This window comes from Hymenobacter metallicola (genome assembly GCF_004745645.1).
Lineage (GTDB): Bacteria > Bacteroidota > Bacteroidia > Cytophagales > Hymenobacteraceae > Hymenobacter > Hymenobacter metallicola.
The window spans coordinates 1,335,101-1,357,613 of the sequence record NZ_SRMB01000001.1 but is presented as its reverse complement, the minus strand read 5'-3'; the positions used below and the strand labels follow the sequence as shown (position 1 = coordinate 1,357,613).

The following is a 22,513-nucleotide window of genomic DNA, read 5'->3' as shown; positions in this document are numbered from 1 at the left end:
CGTAGGGCCTCTCTGCCTTAGCTGTCCTACTGGTACTGGTAACGTCTGATTTCTAACAGGCTTATCCGTTCCGGTAGGGCAGTCTTGTTTTCACCCCGTTCACTTTGCTTTCTTTTTTCTTTTCAGATCCACTCTTATGGCTACTTCTTCCTCACAACGCCTGGAGCAAAAACTTGCCTCCTTTGACCCCAATGCCCTAGGCGACAGCGCCGGTGGCCTCTACGGACTTCCTTTCACCGTTGACGAAGCCCAGGTGGTGGTAGTGCCAGTGCCGTGGGAAGTAACTGTATCCTACCGCGGGGGTACGGCCCAGGGACCAGAAGCTATTCGCGAAGCTTCTCTACAGGTTGACCTCTACGAGCCCGATATTCCGGAGGCCTGGCGCATGGGGCTGGCCATGGAGGAAGAAGACGAGAAAATTGCCCAGGAAAGCCGCACCCTGCGGACGCTGGCGGCCGACTACATTGGCTGGCTCGAAGCGGGGCAGCCGGCGGGTAAGGCCCAGAATTTCTCGACCGTACCCGGGCAAGTAACTACCCGCGGCAAAGCCCTGGTGGAATGGTTAAAAGAGAAAACCGGGGCTTACCTGGATGCCGGGAAAGGAGTCGTCGTATTGGGCGGCGACCATAGCACGCCCCTGGGCTACCTGCACGCTTTGGCTGAGCGTCACGAAGAATTCGGCATTCTGCAGATTGATGCGCATTGCGACCTGCGCCCGGCCTACGAAGGCTTTGAGTACTCGCACGCCTCCATCATGTACAACGCGCTGAAGCTGCCCCAGGTGAAAAAATTGGTGCAGGTGGGCATTCGGGACTTGTGCCAGCAGGAAGCCGAACTGGTCGATCAGTCGGGGGGACGCGTGGTGATGTTCCACAACCGGTTTTTGTCGAATGAGCGGTTTGCCAAGAAATCCTGGAAGAAAGTCTGCGGAAAAATCATTGCTCAACTGCCCCAGAAGGTTTACCTGAGCTTCGACATCGACGGTCTGGACCCCAAACTCTGCCCGGGTACCGGCACGCCCGTGCCCGGCGGCCTAGAGTTCGAGGAAGCCTTGTACCTGATCCGTGCCATTGTGGAGTCGGGCCGGGAAATCATCGGCTGTGACCTGAACGAGGTAGCCCCCGGCGACACCGAGTGGAATGCCATTGTCGGAGCCCGCTTACTGTTTCAGATGGCGCACTGGATGGGCGTTTCGCAAGGCCGCATCAAGGCCCGGATTTCGGAAAAATAGCCTTGGGCGAACAGAGTGCCCATTTTTTCGTAAGGTTGTGGGTTCCTCGTGGAGCTTTCCCTTCCTCTTCTTTTTCCAACCACACGAAATCATGGGTTTTCTACTCAAACTGCTGCTAACCGCCATTATCACCTACGTGCTGGGTAACTTCCTGCCCGGGGCTCACTTAGCGGGTTTTACCGACGCTATTCTCCTGGTTATTGTGCTGGCCATTCTGAACGCGGTACTCAAGCCAATTCTGAAGATTCTGGGCTTCCCAATTACCGTCCTGACGCTGGGTCTGTTTCTGCTGGTAATCAATGCGGTAATCGTGCTTCTGGCCGATTGGCTGCTGGCTGGCTTCAAGCTGGATGGCTTCATTGCCGCCCTGATCTTTAGCGTAGCCCTGTCGCTGGTTACCTCAGTGGTCGACATGGTAGTTGACTAAGCCAAAACCATAAACACACAAAAAAGCCCGGTCCTATGACCGGGCTTTTTTTGTAATGTGCGGCAACTTAAGCCGAGGCTTCAGACAGCGTCCGGCGCCGGCGCCACACCCGAATGCTCCAGATAATGACCAGCAGCAACAGCCACAGAGGCCAGGCCGCAACCATGCCCAGCAGTAAATTGGTGCACAGCTCCCAGCCGCTGTAGAAGGATTGTACTAGGCGGCTGCCGAAGGACAGCACGGGGGCGTCCGGCGTTTTGAGCGTGATGACCTGGAAGTAGGAGAGGTTGATGGTTGAATAGGCTACCTGGTCGTTTAGCGTCTTGAGCTTACTTTCTGTGGCTTCAATATCGGCGCGCACTTCCCCGATTTTGCCTTCTATTTCCAGCATCTCCGATACTTTCTTGGCCTGTTTAAGCAGGGCAATGTAGCGCTGTTCGAGGGCGCGTTTGGTGGCCAGGCGGGCCGAAACGTCGGCATGCTCGGCCGTGACGTCGTCGGTACCCAGGGTCTTCGATTCGAGGGTACCCAGGCCATTGAGGCGGTTAAGTAAGGCCGGAAAGCGGGAGGGAAGCACCCGAATGGTCATCTGATGCTCCCATTGCCCGTCTTCGCGCCGCTCGGAGGCATCCGAGACGTAGGCCCCGAAGGCCCGGGTCAGGCTGTCCATGCGGGCGTTGGCCCGGGCCAAGTCGTCGACTTTGACGCGCACGTTGGCGTGGTAGATAATCTTGCGGGTGGTGCCCGGCGCGGCTGTCACCCGGAATGGCTCGTTGGCCTCGGGCGAGTCTGGCTGGTCGTTGCCGCGCACCTCACTCTGCTCCACTTGCGCAGCTTCTGCTGTTACAAGGGCAGGCGCTTCCATCAGCTCATTTACCACCAGCTGTTTATCGTCGGCTGGGGCCTGCTCCGACGGGTCTGAACTACAGGCTGCCGTAAAAAGCAGCAAAACGAGTAATTGCCAGGTGTGCGTAGGCATGGAGCGAGAGGGTTTAAGAGTGAGTAGATCCAACCGCCTCTGTCCTTCTGTTTCACGTGCTTAACGCGTACTATACAGGCGCTAGTATATCCACAAAAAAGCCCGGCTTTATGCAAAACCGGGCTTTCTAGAATCTAAGTTATGCCTGCGGTTACAGACGACGAATCTGGGCGCCCAAGGCATTCAGGCGCTTGTCGATGAACTGGTAGCCGCGGTCAATCTGCTCCACGTTGTCAATCACGCTGCGGCCCTCGGCCGAAAGGGCGGCAATGAGTAAGGCCACGCCGGCCCGGATGTCGGGCGAGGTCATGCTGATGCCGCGCAGGGCGTTGCGCTTGTCGAGGCCAATGACGATGGCGCGGTGCGGGTCGCAAAGCGTAATCTGAGCCCCCATGTCGATGAGCTTGTCCACGAAGAACAGGCGCGACTCGAACATCTTCTGGTGAATCAGCACGGTGCCCTTGGCCTGGATGGCCACCACCAGCACGATGCTGAGCAAATCTGGGGTCAGGCCGGGCCAGGTGTGGTCGGATACCGTCAGAATGCTACCATCCAGGTAGGTGGCAATTTCGTAGTGGTCCTGGGCCGGCACGTAGATATCGTCGCCCCGCACTTCGAGCTGAATGCCCAGCTTGCGGAAGGTGTCGGGGATGATGCCCAGCTCGGGCACCTGACAGTCCTTAATGGTGATTTCGGAACCCGTCATGGCGGCCAGGCCAATGAAAGAGCCAATTTCAATCATGTCGGGCAGCATGCGGTGCTCGGTGCCGCCCAGGGTTTCCACCCCTTCAATGGTGAGCAGGTTGGAGCCGATGCCGTTGATTTTGGCGCCCATGCGCACCAGCATTTTGCAGAGCTGCTGCAAGTAGGGCTCACAGGCGGCGTTGTAAATGGTAGTCGTGCCCTGGGCCAGCACAGCAGCCATGACGATGTTGGCCGTGCCCGTTACCGAGGCTTCATCGAGCAGCATGTAAGTACCGCGCAGACCGTTCTCGGCCTTGATGCGGTAGAAGTCGGTGCCTTCCAGGGTGAGCTTGCCGCCCAGCTTTTCGAGGCCCAGGAAGTGGGTATCCATGGGCCGCCGGCCGATTTTGTCGCCGCCCGGCTTGGGCAGCTGGCACTTGCCGAAGCGGGCCAGCATGGGACCCAGAATCATCACCGAGCCGCGCAGGGCCCGGCCCTGGGCCACAAACTGCTCGGAGTCGAGGTAATCCAGGTTTACCGCGTCGGCCTGGAAGCGGTAGGTATCGGAGGCGAGCTTCCCGACTTTGACGCCCATGTCGCGCAGCAGCTCGATGAGCTTGTTCACGTCGCGGATGTCGGGAATGTTGCTGATGGTGACCGGCTCGGAGGTGAGCAGCACCGCGCACAGAATTTGAAGGGCTTCGTTTTTAGCGCCCTGAGGCACAATTTCACCCTTCAGCGGATGGCCGCCGATTACTTCAAATGAAGCCATGTGAATGGTAGCTAGAGCTAAGCGCAGTTAGCTGTTGGCAGTGGTAGATAAAAGAAAAGCAGGGGAACGAGCCGCCCCTGCTACTAGCCAACTGCTTCAAGAGCTACTGGCTAACGGCAAATATACTTACTGAGGCGGCTGCTGAGGCTCCTGGCGGCCTTTTTTGCCGCCACGTCGTTGTTTGTCGCGGCGGTTATTGTTGCCGCCGCGGCGGCCTTCCCGGTCGCCGCGCTCCCCACGTTCCGAACGCTCAGCCCGGGGCTGGGGCACGATAAAGGGGGCGGGGCGGCCACCCGGAACCGTCGCAAACTCGAACAGATTGTTGGCGTCGACCTGGGCCGGGTCCAGCTCCAGCTTCCCGCCCGACAGCTCCCGCAGGTGCTTCAGGATGGTCACGTCCTTGGCGTTTTCCTTGCTGTAGGAGCGGTAGAGAAACTTCATGGTGCGGCCAATGGCAATGGTAGCCTGCTCCCGCTCGGCGGCATCTTCCAAGGCAATGGCCTGCTCAATCATAACCTCCACGCTGCGTCCGTAGGCTTTCAGCTTGGGCGACTTGGTAGGATATGCTACGCGGGCGGGCTGTTTGGCCAGAATGTCGAGGGCGTGCAGCGGGTAGGGGCTGTCCACGTCCAGCTCCCCATCCGTCATTTCAAAAATGTGGTTCCACACTTTCGGCTGGGCATCGGGCTGGTCGCGCAGGGCGGGATTGAGACGGAAAATGAGTTGCACGATCTGCTGGGCCCGCTTGGTGCGCTCCTCCCGGTCTTCGATGGTGCGCAGCTGCTGAATCAGTTCGTAGGTGCTCTGCCCGTATTCGCGCAGCAGCAGCTCGTGTTTAAAAGGCGAAGGTAATGCCATTGGAAAAGGCGTAGCCGCTCAAGTAAGCAGCTGGTTAAGTCAGGAAGTAGGAGAGTGGGCTGCACCCAGTGTGCTGATGTACAACGCGTAGCAAGTCAGCAAACGGCGGCAAGCCAGCCAAGTTACGAGGTTCCGGCTAGCTGAGCACCCGCAATTTCGCAAAACTCAGCAATAACGTCTTCTCGCCGACCTCTTCGAACTCGATGATGGCCTTGGTGGAGCCTTGCTGGGCTTCGAGCTTGGTGACCTTGCCGAAGCCGAACTTGGGGTGCTCCACGCGCTGCCCGGTTTGCAGGTTGCTCGTGTCGGAGGGCTGGAAGTCGGCCGGCGGGGTGTAGCCCTTGGCCACCGTCTTACGCGGGGCGGGGGGAATAAGGTTCGAGCGGCGCTCCACCACGTGGCCGAAGGGCGACTCGCCGGGGCCGGCGGAGGAAAACTTGAAGTCGACGAACTGGGGGTCAATTTCGTCGAGGAAGCGGCTTTTCTCGCAGCTGCGCAAATTGCCCCACTGGTAGCGGGAGGTGGCGTAGCTCAGCGTCAGCTTTTTCTCGGCCCGGGTAATGGCCACGTAGAATAGGCGCCGCTCTTCCTCTAAATCGGCCCGGGAGGTTATCATCATCTGGCTCGGGAACAGGTTTTCCTCCATGCCCACGATGTAGACGTTGCGGAACTCCAGCCCCTTGGCCGAGTGAATGGTCATCATCGTCACGGCCTCGCCTTCGTCCTTGGCATCCTTGGTGTCGGCGTCCGTCACAAGGGCAATATCCTGCAGGAAGGAAGCCAACGACTTGTCTTCCCGCTCGGGGTCCTCGGTGTAGGCTTTTACCCCGTTCAGCAGTTCCTGGATGTTCTCGTAGCGCGACAGACCCTCGATGCTCTTGTCGGCGTAGAGCTCCTCAATCATGCCCGAGTTTTTGGCAATGAACTTGGCCGCCTCGAAGGCGTCTTCCTTGGCCGCCAGCACCGCGTAGCTCTTGATTTGCTCGGCGAAGTTCTCAATCGGGTTGGCAATGCGGGCCGTCAGGAAGGAATTGGCGTTGCTGACGACTTCCCAGAGGGTGTGGTTCGACTCCTCGGCCGTGTTGATCAGCTTGCTGATGGTCGTGTCGCCGATGCCGCGCTTGGGGTAGTTGATAACCCGGCGCAGGGCCTGCTCGTCGTTGTGATTCACCGTCAGGCGCAGGTAGGCTACCAGGTCCTTGATTTCCTTGCGCTGGTAGAACGAGAGGCCGCCCACAATCTTGTACTTGATATTGAGCTTGCGCAGGGCTTCTTCCATGGCCCGGCTCTGGGCGTTGGTGCGGTAGAGGATGGCGAAGTCATCGTAGGACAGATGCTGGTTCATCTTGTCCTCGTAGATGCTGTTGGCCACCAGCTTGCCTTCCTCGTTGTCGGAGGCGGCCTTGATGACCTCAATCAGGGTGCCTTCCTCGTTTTCCGAGAAAACGTCCTTGCGCAGCTGGGCCTTGTTGTTCTTGATGACCGAGTTGGCGGCCTTCACGATGTTCTTGGTGGAGCGGTAGTTCTGCTCCAGCTTAAACACCTGCAATTCGGGGTAGTCCTTCTCGAAGTTGAGAATGTTGGTAATGTCGGCCCCGCGGAAGGCGTAGATACTCTGGGCATCGTCGCCCACGACGCAGATATTTCGCTCTTTGGCGGCCAGCTTACGCGTTATCAGGTACTGCGAGTAGTTCGTGTCCTGGTACTCGTCGACCATCACGTACTTGAAGATGTTCTGGTACTTGTTCAGCACGTCGGGGTGGTCCTTGAACAAGACGTTCGTGTTGAACAGCAGGTCGTCGAAGTCCATGGCGCCGGCCTTGAAGCAGCGGGTGGCGTACTGCTGGTAGATGGCCCCGATTTTGGGGCGCAGCGCCGCCTCGTCGTCCTGGCGGATCACCGGGTCGTTGAGGTACTGCTGCACCGAAATGAGCTTGTTCTTGGCCGCCGAAATCCGGCCCAGCACCATGCTCGGCTTGTAGAGCTTGTCATCCAGGTCGAGCTCCTTCACAATCTGGGTGACGAGCGTCTTGGAGTCCTGGGTGTCGTAGATGGTGAAGTGGCGGGGAAAACCGATTTTGTCGGCCTCAGAGCGCAGGATTTTGGCAAACACCGAGTGGAAGGTGCCCATCCAGACGTTCTTGGCGTCGGGGCCCACTACCTTTTCGATACGGGCGCGCATTTCCTTGGCGGCCTTGTTGGTAAAGGTCAGGGCCAGAATGTTGAACGGGTCGATGCCCTGCTCGAGCAAGTTGGCAATGCGGTAGGTCAGCACGCGGGTTTTGCCCGAGCCGGCACCGGCGATAATCATGCAGGGACCCTCGATTTGCAGGACCGCGGCGGCCTGGGAGGGATTCAGGAGTTTGTTGTAATCTAATGCCATTCGTCAAGTAAATCAGCGCCTCGGCTAAGGGGCAAAGGTAGGGCTTTGCCTGCGGAGTTGCAGCCTTCGAACCAGAGTTTCAGTTCAGGTTTGAACTGCTTCTCAACGCCGGGTGTATCTTTGCAGTTCGCTTCTTTGCAATTCCATGATTATCATTCAGAATACGGTCATCTCCGACGACGTGCGCGACAATTTCTTTGTCTGCAACCTGGAAGCCTGCAAGGGCGCCTGCTGCGTGGAAGGCGACCTGGGCGCCCCGTTGGAAGCCCACGAGCTGCAGATTCTGCAGGACGAGTACCACAACATCAAGCCTTTCCTGACCGAGGCCGGGCAGCAGGCCATTGAGCAGCAGGGCCTGTATATCAAGGACTGGGAGGGCGACTACAGCACAACGACCATCAACGACCGGGAGTGCGCCTACGCCCTCTACGACGAGCGGGGCATCCTGAAGTGCGGCATCGAGCAGGCCTACCTGGCTGGCGTCACCACGTTCAAGAAGCCCATCAGCTGCCACCTCTACCCGATTCGCATCACCAAGTACGAGGACTTCGAGGCCCTGAACTACGACCGGTGGAACATCTGTAACCCGGCCTGTAGCTTCGGCGCTACCCTCGGGGTGCGCATCTATCAGTTCTTGAAGGAACCCCTGGTGCGCAAGTACGGGGAAGAATGGTACGAAGAGCTAGTCACGGAAATAGAAACCAACAGTCCGCCGGTGAATGCCTGAGTGGGCATCTCTGCCCTGTGCGGAGAGTTGAATGAGAAGGAAAAAGGCCGACTGCAGAGTCGGCCTTTTCTATACTTAATCGGGTAGTTTTTCAACATGGAAGATATGTACCTGGGACGCGAGCTGACAGCTGTGCAGATTCAGGAATTTCTGCAGTCGGTGCTGCCGGGGCTCACCGTGTTTCCTTGGGCGCTGCTACTAGGTGAGCAGGAGCCAATGGCGTTTGACTCGGGCAATCCGGCCCATATTTTCTTTGAAGTCTTGCCATCAGAAGTGCCGCAGTTTCCCTGGCACTTAGCCATTTACCGCACGCCGAGCGAGGATGAGGAAGCCCGGGCGTTGTGGTTCGCCCAGCAGCTGTCTGCCCGGTTTGGCCTGGTCGTACTGGTGCCCTTCATCCACCCGCAAAAGCCCCACGACCCGTATTACGACATTGTATTCGAACAAGGGAAGAGCTACCTAGCCGATGATAGGGAAACCGATTTTGGGGAGCCCGCCGCCCAACCTGTACGTGTTATAGGGCCATATGCATTACCTGAGGTTGGATTTGATAAAACAGGAAACCTCCTGACCCACTCATGAAAAAGGCCCAACCTGCAGCAGTTGGACCTTTTTCACTCACCTTACTAAACCAAATTCTTACTGCCAGGTCTCGGTGCGCGTCTGGCTGGTGCCCGTGGGCGTGAAGCTGCGGTTAGTGCCGCCTTCGTAGAGCACGTTGCCGCCCGCGTCCTTGCGGATGTACTTGTACTGCACGCTGGTGCCACTGGTCAGGTTGATGGTGCCTTTCCACACGGGGTAGGTGGCGCCGCTGAGCTTAATGGCGTTGGCCGTGTTCCAGGCGCCGAGCTGGGCGGTGCTGCCCAGCACGTACACATCCTGGCCGGTGGTGGTGCCGCTATAATTCACGCTGAACGACACGGCCGTGGTGCCCGTGGTGGGCGGGGGCGTGGTGGAGCCGGTGCCGGGCACCCACACCGAGTAGCTGCGGGCATTCACCGGGAAGGTGCCCACGCCGCTGGCGTTGGTGGTAACGGTGGCCGTGCTGTTGCCGGTTTTGTCGGTCAATGTCGCGCTCTTGAAGGGCGTGGTAATGGTTTTGGAGCGGCCGGTGCTGCCGTCGTTCAGCATCACGAGCAGGCCAGGGTGAGTGGCGTCGCCGGCGCGGGAGTAGGCGTACACGTCGGCATCGTTGATGGCCGTGTATTCGTTGGCCGCCCCGTAGGCATTGGCTTTGCGGATTTCGATGAGCTTCTTGATCTGAGCGCCCAGGCCGTAGTTGTAGTAATCCTTGTAGAACACGCAGGGGTAGCCTTTTTCCCGGGTCAGGATGTAGGCGTAGGCCAGCATCTTGAGGTTGGTAACGGGCGAGTAGAGCGCGCCGGGGTGGTCGGTGTCGTGGTTATCAACGAAGGAAACCGACAGGGCCCCGTTGGCTTCGGTGAAGCCCGCAAATTGCAGCCCGCGCATGTCCCAGCTGCCGTTGCCGTTGCTCATGTCCTGGAAGGTATAATGCAGGGGCACGTCGAAGAGGCTGGTGCGGCCCCCGGTGGCGGCGGCGTAGTTGTTCAAGTCGCCCAGGTTGCGGAACCAGGCCTCGCTGACGGCAAAGCGGGTGCCTTTCACGTTGTCGAGCCAGCGGTTCACGTAGGCCGTCTGAATGTGTTTGGTGGCGTCGAGGCGGTAGCCATCCAGGCCCAGCTTATTGGTTATCCACTTGCCCCAGGTAATGGTTTCATTGGCGTTGTTGACGTCCGCGTAGCGGATTTCCGAACCCAGCAGGTTGTCGTAGGCGTCGTTGTTGGCGTAGGGCTGGAAATCGTAGGCGTACCACTGGTACCAGCCGTTATTGGGCGCCTGCTGCGTGGCCGAGAAGTTGTACCAGTGCCACTTGTAGGAGCTGTAGGTATTGTTGCGGCCGGGGTAGGTGAAGCTGGTGTAAACGTTGTACTGGTTGTTGGCCAGCTCCTGGTTGTCGGCGAAGGTGAGGTGGTTCATCACCATGTCTTCGTACACCTGAATGCCCTGGTTGTGTAGGGAGGTAATAGCGCCCTGAAGTTGGCTGATGGTGCCGTAGCGCGTCGCTACCGTGCCTTTCTGGTTGAACTCGCCCAGGTCGTAGCGGTCATACACGCCGTAGCCGACGTCGGTAGCGCTGCCGCCTTTGTAGGCTGGGGGCAGCCAGAGGGCCGTGATGCCAGCGGCCTTGAGTTCTGCAGCTCGGCTGCCCAGGTTTTGCCACCACGTACCGGCCGGAGTGCTCTGGGGCACGTCCCAGTAAAAGGCCTGCATCATCACGCCGTTGACGGCTACGGCATTGGTGGTGGAGGGCGCCGCGACAGGCGCCGAAGTAGAGCCGGGCTGGATGCCGTCCTTGTTACAGGAAGGCAACAGCAAGCCTGCGGCAAGCAGACCCGAAAGGGCCGCTACGCTAAGTTTGTTCATACTGTGGGAGTTTTGGTTAGGGCAGAAGTATAGGGCAAGTATAAAGCAATATTATAGAAATCATACTACATGATTTCGGTATTGATACTAAAAAGCTGTTTTTAATGAAGAATTTGTAATTGATAGTTGTATAAGTAGTTAAGTGTCTGTATTTGAGGTCGTAACCGTAATAAATTACGCAAGAAATAATTGATGCTAAATGGGTTTAGTATAATTGTGGGAGCTGGTGAAAAAAGAGTAAAAAAAGTTTGGTAAAGCACCTACTAACCAAAGAAACGGCTCTTACTCTACATGAGGTGGGCCGATAGCGGCGCTACCTGTACCTAGTGAGATGAAGTCAGGACAGGACCGACATAAGAGGTTTGAATCCGGTCAAGTGCATCTCGCCGTGCAACTTCATAGCGAGGGTACAACACCCAGTAGCGGGAACTGTCGCGGCTATCCTGGCCTAGCAGAAACGTATCGGGCCGGCTGCCATCCTGAAAGACGAGGGTAGTCAGGCATTCGGGCAGAAAGGTACTACGGCCGTCTACTCGGTCCACCGTACGCTGCAAATCAGTGAAGAAAGCGGCCGGCATCGTCGTTAGCTGCCCATTTAGCCACACTTGGCGCGTAGTAGCTGCCGTGGCTTTGACGTGCCTTCTGAAAGTAGCCTGCAAGTGCGTATCAATAAAGCCTTCCACTACAAATAGGATGGTAGAACCAGCGGCGGCGGTAATCCACAGAGCCTTAAATATCCTGGTTTTGAGCACATACCGGTTGGAGGGCTCAGCCATGCCGGCCCGGAAGACAACCAAAGCCACAATAGCTGCTGCCGTAATCGTTAAGCCTAATGCGTTTTGAACCAGGCCGTAGTAATCGATGAAGTCCATAAGCAAAATGCCCGTTTGAGCGAAGTCAAACGGGCATCAAGTAGTAGAAGCAAGCGGGCTAAGGCTACAGCGTCGAGAAGTCGAACGAGGACTCCAGGAAGCCGGTGTTGAAGTTGCCAGCCTTGAAATCGGCGTTGTCCATCAGCGCGAGGTGGAAGGGAATGGTCGTTTTCACGCCTTCCACGACGAACTCCGACAGGGCCCGTTTCATTTTCACGATGCACTCCTCGCGGGTCTGGGCCACGGTGATGAGCTTGGCAATCATCGAGTCGTAGTTCGACGGGATGGTGTAGCCCGCGTAGACGTGGGTATCGACGCGCACGCCGTGGCCGCCGGGAATGTGCAGCACCGTGATTTTACCGGGCGAAGGGCGGAAGCCGTTCTTGGGGTCCTCGGCGTTGATGCGGCACTCCATAGCGTGCATCTTGGGGTAGTAGCTGTTGCCCGAAATCGGGACGCCGGCCGCTACCTTGATCTGCTCCTTAATCAGGTCGTAGTTGATGATTTCCTCGGTCACGGGGTGCTCCACCTGAATCCGGGTATTCATCTCCATGAAGTAGAAGTCGCGGTTGGCATCTACCAGGAACTCGATGGTACCCACACCTTCGTAGTTGATGGCGGCAGCGCCGGCAATGGCAGCTTTGCCCATCGCCTCGCGCAACTTGTCGGTCATGAAGGGCGAAGGAGCCTCCTCGACCAGCTTCTGGTGGCGGCGCTGAATTGAGCAGTCGCGCTCGGAAAGGTGGCACACGTGGCCGTACTGGTCGCCGCAGATCTGGATTTCGATGTGCCGGGGCTCCACCACGAACTTCTCCAGGTAGATGCCGTCGTTGCCGAAAGCGGCTTTGGCCTCGGTACGGGCGTCGTTCCAACCTTTTTCCAGTTCTTCGTCGTTGTGCGCCACGCGCATGCCCCGGCCCCCGCCGCCGGCGGTGGCTTTGAGGATAACGGGGTACTTAATCTTGTGGGCAATTTTCAGCGCGTCCTGCAGGGAGTCGAGCAGGCCTTCGGAGCCGGGAATGCAGGGCACACCGGCCTTTTTCATGGTCGCCTTGGCCGAGGCCTTGTCGCCCATCTTGTTGATCATATCGGGTGAGGCCCCGATAAACTTGATGTTGTTTTCCTGGCAGATACGCGAAAACTCCGCGTTTTCCGACAAAAAGCCGTAGCCCGGGTGAATGGCGTCGGCGTTGGTGATTTCGGCGGCGGCAATCAGGGTCGGGATGTTCAGATACGACTGGGCGCTGCTGGGCGGGCCAATGCATACGGCTTCGTCGGCGAAGCGTACGTGCAGGCTTTCCTTGTCGGCAGTAGAGTAAACGGCCACCGTTTTGATGCCCATTTCCTTGCAGGTACGAATAATGCGCAGTGCAATTTCGCCCCGGTTGGCAATCAGTATTTTCTTAAACACAGGTCTGGGGTGGATGGAAGAAGGAAGAGCTTAGAACTTAGACTCTGGACGGTATTTCCGTTGTTCAGTCTCAGCTCTAAGCTCTTACTTCTTAGTTCTCAAATTACATCGGCTCGATGAGGAACAGCGGCTGGTCGTACTCTACGGGCGTAGCGTTTTCTACCAGCGCCTTTACAATGCGGCCCGAGGCCTCGGCTTCAATCTCGTTGAAGAGCTTCATGGCTTCGATAATGCAAATAACCTGGCCTTTCTCGACCACGTCGCCTACGTTCACAAAAGCCGGCGACTCGGGGCTGCTGCTGCGGTAGAACGTGCCAATCATCGGCGCCTTCAGCGGCTGGTGGTTGCTGCTGGCTGCGGCGGGGGCAGCGGGAGCAGCAGCGGCTGGGGCGGGAGCCGGGGCCGGAGCCGCGGCGGCCGGAGCCGGAGCGGCCTGCGGGGCGGCCGGGGCCGCACCTACACTCACCACGGGCTTGTAGCTGGGCTCGCGCTGCACCGAGATTTTAAACTCCTCGGTTTCGATGTTGACTTTGTTCAGACCTGACTTCGCAATAAAGTCGATCAGTTCCTGTAGTTCTTTGGCTTTCATGACGGCGTCGGAGGACTGTTTCGGCTGCTTATTTGACTCTTTCGACATAGGAGTAGTCGCGGGTATCTACGCGGATTTTCGTGTCTTGCTCAATGAACAGCGGCACCTGAATGCGGGCCCCGGTTTCCACCGTGGCGGGCTTCAGCGTGTTGGTGGCAGTGTCGCCGCGCAGGCCGGGCTCGGTGTAAGTCACCATCAGCTCCACGGTGGTGGGCAGTTCGGCGGTCAGGGGCTGCTCGGTTTCGGCGTGGAACAGGATGGTCGCTTCCTGGCCTTCCTTCATCAGGTCGGCGAAGGGCACCATGGCCTCGGGCAGGGATACCTGCTCGAAGGTCGAGTTGTCCATGAACGTGTAGCCGTAGTCATCCTTGTAGAGGAACTGGTGCGGCCGTTGCTCGACGCGGGCCGTGGTTACTTTCACGCCGGCGTTGAAGGTATTGTCCAGCACTTTGCCGGTTTTGATGTTACGGAGCTTGGTGCGCACAAAGGCGGGACCTTTGCCTGGTTTTACGTGCTGGAATTCGGTAATGACGTAGAGGTCATTATTGTACTCGAGTACCAGACCGTTGCGAAAATCTGCGGTAGTGGCCATGCTTGGGAATTTTGAGAAGAGTATTCTGAAAGTAAGATGTTTTGCGGTGGAAACTTCGTTAACATGCTTACTGCTTAAGGTTCAGGGGTTCAGCTAGTGGCAGGAAACGCAACGTGCCGTCCCGAAGAGTGGCGGGGCGGCACGTTGGGAGTGCAAGTATAGGAGTTTTCCGCGTCCAGCCCGTTTGTTTACGCTTGTTGCGGGTCAGGTTTGGGGTCGTAAGCCCATTTCAAATAGATGGAGCCCCAGGTAAAACCGCCCCCAAAAGCAGCCAGCACGAGGTTGTCGCCCTTGTGCAGCTGCTGCTCGTAGTCGGCCAAACACAGCGGAATGGTACCGTTGGTGGTGTTGCCGTAGCGGTAAATATTGAGCATTACCTTCTCCGGGCCTACACCCATCCGGTTGGCCGTGGCGTCGATGATGCGCTTGTTGGCCTGGTGGGGTACCAGCCAGGCGACATCTTCCTTGCTGAGGTTGTTCCGCTCCATGACCTGGGCGGCCACGTCCGCCATGTTCGTTACGGCAAACTTGAATACGGTAGCTCCTTCCTGATACACGAAATGTTCCCGGTTCGCCACCGTTTCGGCCGACGGCGGGCGGCGGGAACCGCCGGCTTTCTGAAAGAGGTACTGCTCGCCCTTGCCGTCGGAGCGCAGCACTTGGTCGAGCAGGCCGAAGCCTTCGGTGTTGGGCTCAAGCAGCACGGCCCCGGCCCCGTCGCCAAATATGATGCAGTTCGCCCGGTCGGTGTAGTCGACAATACTCGACATCTTGTCGGCCCCGACTACTATCACCTTTTTGTACATACCGCTCTGAATGAACTGAGCTCCCGTGGCAAGTGAGAAAAGGAAGCCCGAGCAAGCTGCCTGCACGTCGTAGCTGAAGGCCTTGGTGGCGCCCACAGCAGCCGAAATGATGTTGGCTGTCGCTGGAAATACCAAATCGGGGGTAGTAGTAGCGCAAATCAGCAGGTCAATGTCTTCGGCGCGCGTGCCGGTTTTGGCCAGCAGCTGCTGTACTGCCTTGATGCCCATGACCGAGGTGCCCTGATTCTCGCCCTTCAGAATACGTCGTTCCTTGATGCCAGTGCGCGTTGTAATCCACTCGTCGGTGGTATCCACCATCTTTTCGAGCTCTTGATTGGTCAACACGTAGTCGGGCACGTAAGCGCCCACTCCGGTTATGGCAGCAGTGATTTTCATTCGGGGAAACAGGAAAAAATAGGCAAAAAAAGTCCGGCCTCAGCCGGACTTAGTCGCTAGGACTTGAAAGTGTCTTTTATCTGGTCGGCGATGCCGGATTTGGCCATTTGGTATCCTTGCAGCAGCATGTTGCAAATGGCTTCCGGCGTGCTCACACCGTGCCCGATAATGGCGTTGTCGTTGATGCCCAGGATGGGGCTGCCACCAATGGCTTCGTAGTTGAACTTGTCGAAGAAAGGGTCGTGCATCTGCTTTTCAGCCAGGATGTCGTACACCGATTCGGCCATTTTCAGCACCACGTTGCCCGTGTAGCCGTCGCAAACAATCACGTCGGCTTTGTCATTGAACAGGTCGCGTCCTTCGATGTTGCCGATAAAGTGGATGTGGGGATTCACTTTCAGCAACTGGTGAGCGGCCTGGGTTATAGCAGTTCCTTTGCCTTCTTCCTCGCCCAGGTTCATCAGGCCCACCTTGGGTTTGTCGATACCCAGCACATACTGGGCGTAGAGCGAACCTAGCTCCCCGAACTGTTCGAGCATTTCGGGTTTGCATTCGGCATTGGCTCCCACGTCCAGCAGTACGCCAAAACCACCCGCCAGCTTCGGAACGAAGTTGGCAATGGCTGGGCGCATCACCCCCGAAACGGGCTTTACGCTGAACATAGCGCCGACGAGCATGGCACCGGTGTTGCCGGCGGAGCAGAATGCTTCTACCTCCCCATTGTGCAACATACGGTAGCCAACGGCTATACTGGAATCCTGCTTTTGCTGATACGCTTTGGCAGGGTGCTCACCCATCTCGATAATCTGCGAGGCAGAAACGAGGATGAGGCCGTCGGCCGCGGCCCCATGCTGCTGAAGCATGGGGCGCACGGCATCTTCCTGGCCAATGAGCACAATCTGAGCCGCGCCGGCAAGCTTTTGGGCAGCCAGCACGGCGCCGTCCACGGCAGCCTGGGGGGCGAAATCGCCTCCCATTGCGTCCAGGGCTATCTTCATGTACGAGGTGTCAAGGGGTAGGGAGTCGGGAAGGCAGGCCGGCCGAAGCCGGCTAGGCGGCGCTTATTCTTCGTCGGAAGCCGGCGCCGCGGCAGCTACGGGAGCATAGTCTTTGATAGCTACTTTACCGTGCAGGTACAGGTCGCCATCGACCACGTACGCCTTGTGGCGCAGGTGCAGCTCACCGGTGTTCGAGCAGATGGTTACTGCTTTCGGGGTCAGCTTGTCGTGGGTGCGACGCTTGTCGCGGCGGGTCGAGGATTGGCGGCGCTTAGGATGTGCCATGAGTCAAAAAGGGAAAATGGTAAGTGTTGAATTTAAAAAGCAATATGCCGAAAGGCCGTTAGTTGAGGTTGCGCAGGGCATCCCAACGGGGGTCGGTGCCTTCGTCGTCGTCTTCACTGTCGCCGGGCTGGCGGGTTGTGAAAATGAGCTTGGTTTCGGCATCGGGGTTTTCGTCGGGCTCATTCTGAAAGCGCGGGTGCAGCTTTTTCATCGGAATGGCCAGGCCGATATAATCGAATAAGTGCTGGGCAATGGGCAAGGTCTGCGTCTCGGGCGTGATCTGCAGCACGTCGTCGTCGAGCTCCAGGGCCTGGTCGCCGAAGCGTACGCGCAGGGAGTGGCGCACGTCGATGGGCTGGTCGTACTCATCCAGGCTCCGGTCGCAGATCAGGCGCACGGTGCCCACGATGTGAAAGTTCAGCGTAAGCAGCAGTTCTGTTTTGGTCAACTCCACGTCGGCGTGCAGCTGGCCGTCCTGGATCAGGTTCTGCTCGAACTGCTCAAAGAAAGCCTGGTTCAGCTCAAACGCAAAATGGTGCGTCTTGCTGGCCAGCTTGGCAATGTTCAAATCGTATTGCGAGTCCTTTTTCACAGGAAATTTTGTAGAAGGGGGCAAAAGTAGAAAGATTTCCCCGTTTTAAGAAAACCAGGAAGGTATTGGGAACTGAATCAGGCGTTCTTGAGAATGAAGTCGGAAGGGATATTCAACCGCTCATACAAGCGCTTAGCCAAATCCAGGGTGACGCGGCGCTTGCCGCTCAGGATCTGCGAGAGGCGCCCGGCGGGCACTTCCAACAACTCCGCCAGCTCCTTTTGCTTCAGCCGCATTTGCTGCCGCTTCAGCTCGATCATCTCGGCCAGGGAAGTAGGCAGCGTCGGAATCGGCAACAGCCCCAGCTGACCTTCGTACGCATCCAGGGCCACAATTAGCTGCCGGAACTCGGCTTCCAGAGCCGGGTTGCCCTCCACTCCAGCGGCTGCCAGCGCATCGAGTCGGCGCAGGGCCGTGCGGTAGTCAGCGGGCGTGTGAAGGAGCATGCAGAGAAGTTGAAACTGGTGAATAGCCAGCCGCACGAAGCGGCTTAGGAAGTGCAAAGCTACAACAGCGTTCTGATTTGACAAATAAAATTTCAGTTTTGGAAAGAATATGCTCCAAAGTGAAATCCTTTATCTTACTCCGTGCGGCCTCCCCGCGGTGCTGGTCCCGGCACCAGCGGCTTCACATCGGCGTACTTCTGGCGCTGGCGAATCAGGTCACAGGCCATGTATACGGCTTCGCGGAACGACGTTTCATCGGCTTTAAACCGGCCAGCCAGCCCGTAGGCAGTGCCGTGGTCGGGGGAGGTGCGGATAACCGACAGGCCCGCCGTGAAGTTGACGCCCCGCTCGAAGGCTATGGTCTTAAACGGAATCAGGCCCTGGTCGTGGTAGAGGGCCAGCGTGGCATCGAAGGAGCGGTACTGGCTGGTGCCAAAGTAGCCGTCGGCCGGGAAAGGACCATATACGAGGTGACCTTCGCTGAGTAGCTGCTCGATAACGGGCGTGACGGTATCGGCCTCTTCTGAGCCCAGCAAGCCTTTTTCGCCGGCGTGGGGGTTGAGACCCAGCACGGCTACGCGGGGCTTGTCGATACCAAAGTCGGCTTTCAGCGACTTCAGTAGGATGCGTAGCTTGGTCGTGAGCAACTCCTTGGTCAGGCGGGCCGGCACGTCTTTCAGCGCTATGTGGCCGGTGGCCGTCGCCACGCGCAAGTCCTCGCTGGCCAGTAGCATCAGACTTTCGGGCGCGTCGAAAAAGCTGGTGAGAAACTCGGTGTGACCGGGGTAGCGGAACTCATCGGACTGGGTGTTTTCCTTACTGATGGGGGCCGTAATAAGGCCATCGAGCAGACCGGCTTTCAGGTCGCGGGCAGCGGCCAGCAGCGATTCGCGGGCGGCCCGGCCGGAGGCTGCCGTGGGTTGGCCGGGCGTGAGGGTGTAGTCCTCATCCCAGCAGGTTACGGCGTTGGGCTTGCCCGGGTCGATGTCGGCGGCGGAGCGCACCTGGCGGAAGGTGAGGGGCGGGCCCTGGTGCTGGTCGGAGGGGAAGTCGTCGAAGAGTACGGTAGCCGTACCGTAGACAACCGGCGTGCAGTATTTGAGCAGGCGGCTGTCGAGCAGAGTCTTATAAATGATTTCCGGCCCGATACCGGCTAGGTCGCCAACTGAAATACCGAGGCGGGGAAGAGTACTCATGAGTGTGGTGCTTGGGAAAAGCTTGGTACTGAATTATTGGGAGCGTCATGCCGGATTCGGCATCCGCTTGTCGAAGCCCCTGGCCCGCTGTAGGAGCTGATGTTGCCATTGCGGCCGGGATACTGCGGTTTCGCTGAGCAGGACGGAAACGTGGGCTACGACTGCACGCCAGATGCCTTGTGGTGCTCGATATAGCCGGCAGACGACTACGCGCGGTTTTTCAGGAAGTCGTAGAGCAGGCGCACGGTGGTGCCGGTGCCGCCCTTGCCGCGGTACGAGTCGGGGGCCAGCAGGTAGGCCGGGCCGGCAATGTCGAGGTGCACCCAGGGGTAGCCAATGGCAAAACGCTCCAGGAACTTGCCGGCCGAAATGGCGCCGGCTTCGGCCTTGCCCAGATTGTTGATATCGGCAATGTCGGACTTGATGTGGTCGGCGTATTCCTCCCACATCGGAAACTCCACGACCCGCTCGTGCACCCGGTTGCCGGACTTTTTCAGCTCGGCCATCTGATCTTCACTGGCCGTACCCATAGCCACGATGCCTTCCTTACCGATAGCGCGGGCCGCGGAACCGGTGAGGGTAGCAATGTCGACAACAAATTCGGGCTCGTATTTGCGGGCAAATGCCAGGGCATCGGCCAGGATGAGGCGGCCTTCGGCGTCGGTGTTGAGCACTTCCACCGTCAGGCCGCTGTACATGGTCAGCACGTCGCCGGGGGCAAAGGCCAGGCCGCCGGGGCGGTTGTCGGTGGCGGGCACCAGGCCGATAACGTGGAGCGGTACGTTGTTTTTAGCCAGTGCGTAGAGCACGCCGGTTACGGCCGCCCCGCCCGACATGTCGCACTTCATCATGTCCATGGAAGCCGGGGTAGGCTTCAGACTCAGGCCGCCGGTGTCGAAAACCACGCCCTTGCCCACCAGCACGTAGGGCTTGGCGTTGGTAGCGCCTGCCGGCTTGTACTCCATAATAGTAAACGTGGGCGGCTCGGGGCTACCCTGATTCACGGCCAGCAGACCACCCATGCGCAGGGCTTCGATGCGGACCAAATCCAGGATTTCGGTGTGGAAACCGGCTTCTTCGCCCGCGGCGGCCATGCGCTCGGCAAACTGCTCGGCGTTGAGCTTGTTCAGGGGCATGTTGATCAGGTCCCGGGCCAGGAATACGCCCTGCAGTACCCCGTCCAGCTCCTGCAATTCCTTTTCGTCGGCCCCGACCACGTGGAGGTGAGTCAGCTTGGCCGCCTCTTTCGATTTCTCGTCGGTTTTGTAGCCTTCAAACTGGTAGGCCGTCAGGGCCAGGCCTTCGACCAAAGCCAGGGCCAGCGTCGAATCGGGGTGGCCCGACAGATCCTGCACGTAGAGCTCGGTTACCTTAGCGGCCTTGAGCTGGGCGTGGAGCTGGTGGCCGCTTTTGCGCGCGGCTTCGGCCACGAGGTGCACGGTAGGTTTTTCGGCGGCCACTACAAAGTAGTGCTGGTGCGAGAAGTGGTTGACCGTAATGAGCTTGCTGTCGGCGGCGAGCTGGGCGGCAACGTACTGGCGGGCAGCCTCGTGCAGGTCCTGCAAATCCTGGGGCAGCTCCTTGGTGCCAGCGGGCAGCAGGAAGACGGCGGTGGCGTGCTGGGGCAGCTCGGTGGCGGTGGCTAGTTGAATCGACATAGACGGGCGTATCTTTGGGGCGAGTTAGGGCGCGCAAGGTAGGCAGCCTTTGGTAGAACTAATGTATCAGCGTCAAGAACCGGGCTGTTGAGCTTGCTTGGCTTTGCGACTCCCGCTACGGCTCTTTCTTCGTACTTCTACGCGTCATCACCGCACTTTTCTCTGAAATGGACCACGTAAGCCCCAAAAAACATTTAGGCCAGCACTTTTTGGCCGACCCCAATATTGCGCGGCGCATCGTGGATTCGTTGCGGCTACCCGACGGCGTGACAGAGGTGCTGGAAATCGGGCCCGGCATGGGCGTGCTGACCGGCGACCTGCTCAAGCACCCCGAATACCGCACGACGGTGGTCGAAATTGACCGGGAGTCGGTGGAGTATCTGGGCCGCAACTTTCCGGCCCTGGAAGGCCGCATCCTCTCGGCCGACTTCCTGAAGCAGGACTTGCACAAGTTGTTTCCCGAGCAGCCGCTGAGCATTATCGGCAACTTTCCTTACAACATCAGCAGCCAGATTTTCTTCCAGGTGCTGGCCCACCGCCAGCAGGTGCGCGAAGTCGTGGGCATGATTCAGAAAGAAGTAGCCGACCGCCTGGCCGAGCCGCCCGGCTCCAAAACCTACGGCATTCTGAGCGTGCTGCTGCAGGCGTTCTACACCGTGGAAATGCTCTTTACCGTGCCGCCCCACGTCTTTATTCCCCCGCCCAAGGTGCAGTCGGCCGTGGTGCGCCTTACCCGCAACGACACCGAGCACCTGGGCTGCGACGAGAAGCTGTTTTTTCAGGTGGTCAAGCAGGCCTTTCAGACCCGGCGCAAAACTCTGCGCAACGCCCTGAAACCCTTCGGCATGGTACCCGAGGCGACGACCAACCCGGTGTTTGAGAAGCGGGCCGAGCAACTGAGCGTGGCCGATTTCGTGGAACTGACCAAGCACATTGAGCAGCACCGCGTCGTGGTGGCTCCTACGGTTAACAATGCCAAGTCCCGCCGCCAGAAAGATATATCCGAAGAAACTGAAGAAGAATAAGCTTCGCTAACCCCACTGCAAGGATGAGTGAACCGGCCCTGCCTCCCGAACCTGCCCAGCCCGGGCGCCCTACCTTACACGCTCAGTCGCTCTGCCTCTGCGTCGATGAAATGCACCCTTCGCTGCCCGAACTGCTCGCGCCGCTGGGCGTTACGCTGCACTTCCGGCCGGACCTGAAAGCCGCCGAAATTCCCGCGGCTCTGGCTGCCCAGCCCTACGACGGCCTGCTTGTGCGCAGCAAAGTGCGCATCACCGCCGAGCTGCTGGCCCAGGCCCCCCAGCTGCGCTACGTGGCCCGGGCCGGGGCCGGCGTGGATAACATCGACGAAGCCGCTCTGGCCGCGGCGGGCGTGACGCTGCTCAATGCCCCGGAGGGCAACCGCGACGCGGTGGGCGAGTACACCCTGGGCTTGCTGCTGGCCTTGTTTCGCAACATCGTGCGGGCCGACCGGGAAATGCGCCAGGGCCTGTGGCAGCGCGAGGCCAACCGGGGCGAGGAAATTGCCGGTAAGGTTATCGGCATTCTGGGGTACGGGCACATGGGGGCGGCCTTTGCCAAGCGCCTGAGCAACTTCGGCTGCACGGTGCTGGCCCACGACCGTAACCCGGCCCACGAAGGCGACCATAATGCCATTCTGGTGAGCCTGCCGGAATTGCAGGAGCGGGCCGACGTGCTGAGCATTCATATTCCGTACGAGGCGGCCAACAAGCACTTCGTAAACGACGAGCTGCTGCAGGGGTTCCGCAATCCGGTTTGGGTGCTGAACACGGCCCGGGGCGAGGTGCTCGACCACGCGGCCCTGGTGCGGGGCCTGCAGAGCGGACAGGTGCGCGGGGCCGCCCTCGACGTGCTCGAAAACGAGAAGCTGGCCACCCTGACCGAAACCCAGCAAACCACGCTGGAGTATTTGAAAGCTTCGCCCAGCGTCATTTTTTCGCCCCACATCGGGGGCTGGAGCTTTCAGTCGTACCGCCGTATAAATGAGGTGTTGGCCCGCAAAATCGGAGATTTTCTGCGCAGCCCGAAAGCCGGGCACTAGCGGGAATTGCGCCGGATTCGTATATTTGTCCTAAACCTGTTTCGGAGAACGGTCGGCCCCGCTGACCGTTCTCCTTGTTTTTTAGCAAACCATCCCACCGA

The 22,513-nt window shown here is 58.7% G+C and carries 22 protein-coding genes; 6 read left to right on the top strand and 16 right to left on the bottom strand.

Annotated features, from left to right (window positions below):
- Positions 1-136 precede the first annotated feature (136 nt).
- Both E5K02_RS05805 and E5K02_RS05800 read left to right on the top strand, forming a co-directional pair.
- Positions 137-1,231: an agmatinase family protein gene (locus tag E5K02_RS05805; protein ID WP_135392961.1), complete on the top strand. Its 1,095-nt coding sequence runs from the start codon at positions 137-139 to the stop codon at positions 1,229-1,231.
- A 91-nt stretch (positions 1,232-1,322) separates the two neighbouring features.
- The gene (locus tag E5K02_RS05800; protein ID WP_135392959.1) at positions 1,323-1,658 is read left to right on the top strand and encodes a phage holin family protein; all 336 of its coding nucleotides are present in this window, start codon (positions 1,323-1,325) and stop codon (positions 1,656-1,658) included.
- Positions 1,659-1,725: 67 nt separating this feature from the next.
- Here E5K02_RS05800 and E5K02_RS05795 read toward each other — a convergent pair whose 3' ends face one another.
- From E5K02_RS05795 to E5K02_RS05780, 4 genes are all read right to left on the bottom strand, one after another.
- Positions 1,726-2,637: a DUF4349 domain-containing protein gene (locus E5K02_RS05795; protein ID WP_135392956.1), complete on the bottom strand. Its 912-nt coding sequence runs from the start codon at positions 2,635-2,637 to the stop codon at positions 1,726-1,728.
- A 151-nt stretch (positions 2,638-2,788) separates the two neighbouring features.
- Positions 2,789-4,093, bottom strand: a complete 1,305-nt coding sequence (murA, locus tag E5K02_RS05790) for a UDP-N-acetylglucosamine 1-carboxyvinyltransferase (protein ID WP_135392954.1) — start codon at positions 4,091-4,093, stop codon at positions 2,789-2,791.
- Between the two features lie 126 nt (positions 4,094-4,219).
- Positions 4,220-4,951: a DUF4290 domain-containing protein gene (locus E5K02_RS05785; RefSeq protein ID WP_135392952.1), complete on the bottom strand. Its 732-nt coding sequence runs from the start codon at positions 4,949-4,951 to the stop codon at positions 4,220-4,222.
- Between the two features lie 136 nt (positions 4,952-5,087).
- A complete protein-coding gene (locus E5K02_RS05780; protein ID WP_135392950.1) occupies positions 5,088-7,334 on the bottom strand; it encodes an ATP-dependent helicase in 2,247 nt (748 codons plus the stop codon).
- A 145-nt stretch (positions 7,335-7,479) separates the two neighbouring features.
- Between E5K02_RS05780 and E5K02_RS05775 the strand changes: the two genes are divergently transcribed.
- Complete coding sequence (locus E5K02_RS05775; RefSeq protein WP_135392948.1) at positions 7,480-8,061, top strand: DUF3109 family protein; 582 nt, start codon at positions 7,480-7,482, stop codon at positions 8,059-8,061.
- 96 nt (positions 8,062-8,157) lie between these two features.
- The gene (locus E5K02_RS05770; RefSeq protein WP_135392946.1) at positions 8,158-8,643 is read left to right on the top strand and encodes a hypothetical protein; all 486 of its coding nucleotides are present in this window, start codon (positions 8,158-8,160) and stop codon (positions 8,641-8,643) included.
- Positions 8,644-8,700: 57 nt separating this feature from the next.
- Here the strand turns inward: E5K02_RS05770 and E5K02_RS05765 are convergent, their stop codons facing one another.
- The 12 genes from E5K02_RS05765 to E5K02_RS05710 form a co-directional block, all read right to left on the bottom strand.
- Positions 8,701-10,506, bottom strand: a complete 1,806-nt coding sequence (locus E5K02_RS05765) for an alpha-amylase (RefSeq protein ID WP_167856295.1) — start codon at positions 10,504-10,506, stop codon at positions 8,701-8,703.
- 323 nt (positions 10,507-10,829) lie between these two features.
- Positions 10,830-11,378, bottom strand: a complete 549-nt coding sequence (locus E5K02_RS05760) for a hypothetical protein (RefSeq protein ID WP_135392944.1) — start codon at positions 11,376-11,378, stop codon at positions 10,830-10,832.
- A 64-nt stretch (positions 11,379-11,442) separates the two neighbouring features.
- A complete protein-coding gene (gene accC / locus E5K02_RS05755) occupies positions 11,443-12,789 on the bottom strand; it encodes an acetyl-CoA carboxylase biotin carboxylase subunit (protein WP_135392942.1) in 1,347 nt (448 codons plus the stop codon).
- Positions 12,790-12,892: 103 nt separating this feature from the next.
- On the bottom strand, positions 12,893-13,378 hold the full coding sequence (gene accB / locus E5K02_RS05750) for an acetyl-CoA carboxylase biotin carboxyl carrier protein (protein ID WP_135392940.1): 486 nt from the start codon (positions 13,376-13,378) through the stop codon (positions 12,893-12,895).
- Positions 13,379-13,406: 28 nt separating this feature from the next.
- The gene (efp, locus tag E5K02_RS05745) at positions 13,407-13,970 is read right to left on the bottom strand and encodes an elongation factor P (RefSeq protein WP_100335667.1); all 564 of its coding nucleotides are present in this window, start codon (positions 13,968-13,970) and stop codon (positions 13,407-13,409) included.
- 188 nt (positions 13,971-14,158) lie between these two features.
- On the bottom strand, positions 14,159-15,172 hold the full coding sequence (locus tag E5K02_RS05740) for a beta-ketoacyl-ACP synthase III (protein WP_135392938.1): 1,014 nt from the start codon (positions 15,170-15,172) through the stop codon (positions 14,159-14,161).
- Between the two features lie 56 nt (positions 15,173-15,228).
- Positions 15,229-16,170 carry a phosphate acyltransferase PlsX gene (plsX, locus tag E5K02_RS05735; RefSeq protein ID WP_135392936.1) on the bottom strand — a complete coding sequence of 314 codons (942 nt, stop codon included), beginning with the start codon at positions 16,168-16,170 and terminating at the stop codon, positions 15,229-15,231.
- A 63-nt stretch (positions 16,171-16,233) separates the two neighbouring features.
- Complete coding sequence (rpmF, locus tag E5K02_RS05730; protein ID WP_135392934.1) at positions 16,234-16,455, bottom strand: 50S ribosomal protein L32; 222 nt, start codon at positions 16,453-16,455, stop codon at positions 16,234-16,236.
- Positions 16,456-16,513: 58 nt separating this feature from the next.
- Entirely contained in the window at positions 16,514-17,047 is a 534-nt protein-coding gene (locus E5K02_RS05725) for a YceD family protein (protein WP_135392932.1), read from the bottom strand.
- 77 nt (positions 17,048-17,124) lie between these two features.
- A complete protein-coding gene (locus E5K02_RS05720) occupies positions 17,125-17,493 on the bottom strand; it encodes a helix-turn-helix domain-containing protein (protein ID WP_135392930.1) in 369 nt (122 codons plus the stop codon).
- A 134-nt stretch (positions 17,494-17,627) separates the two neighbouring features.
- Positions 17,628-18,689 carry a 4-hydroxythreonine-4-phosphate dehydrogenase PdxA gene (gene pdxA / locus E5K02_RS05715; RefSeq protein ID WP_135392928.1) on the bottom strand — a complete coding sequence of 354 codons (1,062 nt, stop codon included), beginning with the start codon at positions 18,687-18,689 and terminating at the stop codon, positions 17,628-17,630.
- 206 nt (positions 18,690-18,895) lie between these two features.
- Positions 18,896-20,347, bottom strand: coding sequence for a leucyl aminopeptidase family protein (locus tag E5K02_RS05710; protein ID WP_135392926.1), 1,452 nt, complete (start codon positions 20,345-20,347; stop codon positions 18,896-18,898).
- 167 nt (positions 20,348-20,514) lie between these two features.
- On the opposite strand from E5K02_RS05710, the gene rsmA reads away from it, so the two are divergent.
- Together rsmA and E5K02_RS05700 are read left to right on the top strand one after the other, a co-directional pair.
- On the top strand, positions 20,515-21,372 hold the full coding sequence (rsmA, locus tag E5K02_RS05705) for a 16S rRNA (adenine(1518)-N(6)/adenine(1519)-N(6))-dimethyltransferase RsmA (protein WP_135392924.1): 858 nt from the start codon (positions 20,515-20,517) through the stop codon (positions 21,370-21,372).
- A gap of 23 nt (positions 21,373-21,395) precedes the next feature.
- Complete coding sequence (locus E5K02_RS05700) at positions 21,396-22,412, top strand: NAD(P)-dependent oxidoreductase (protein ID WP_135392922.1); 1,017 nt, start codon at positions 21,396-21,398, stop codon at positions 22,410-22,412.
- The last annotated feature ends 101 nt before the right edge of the window (positions 22,413-22,513 follow it).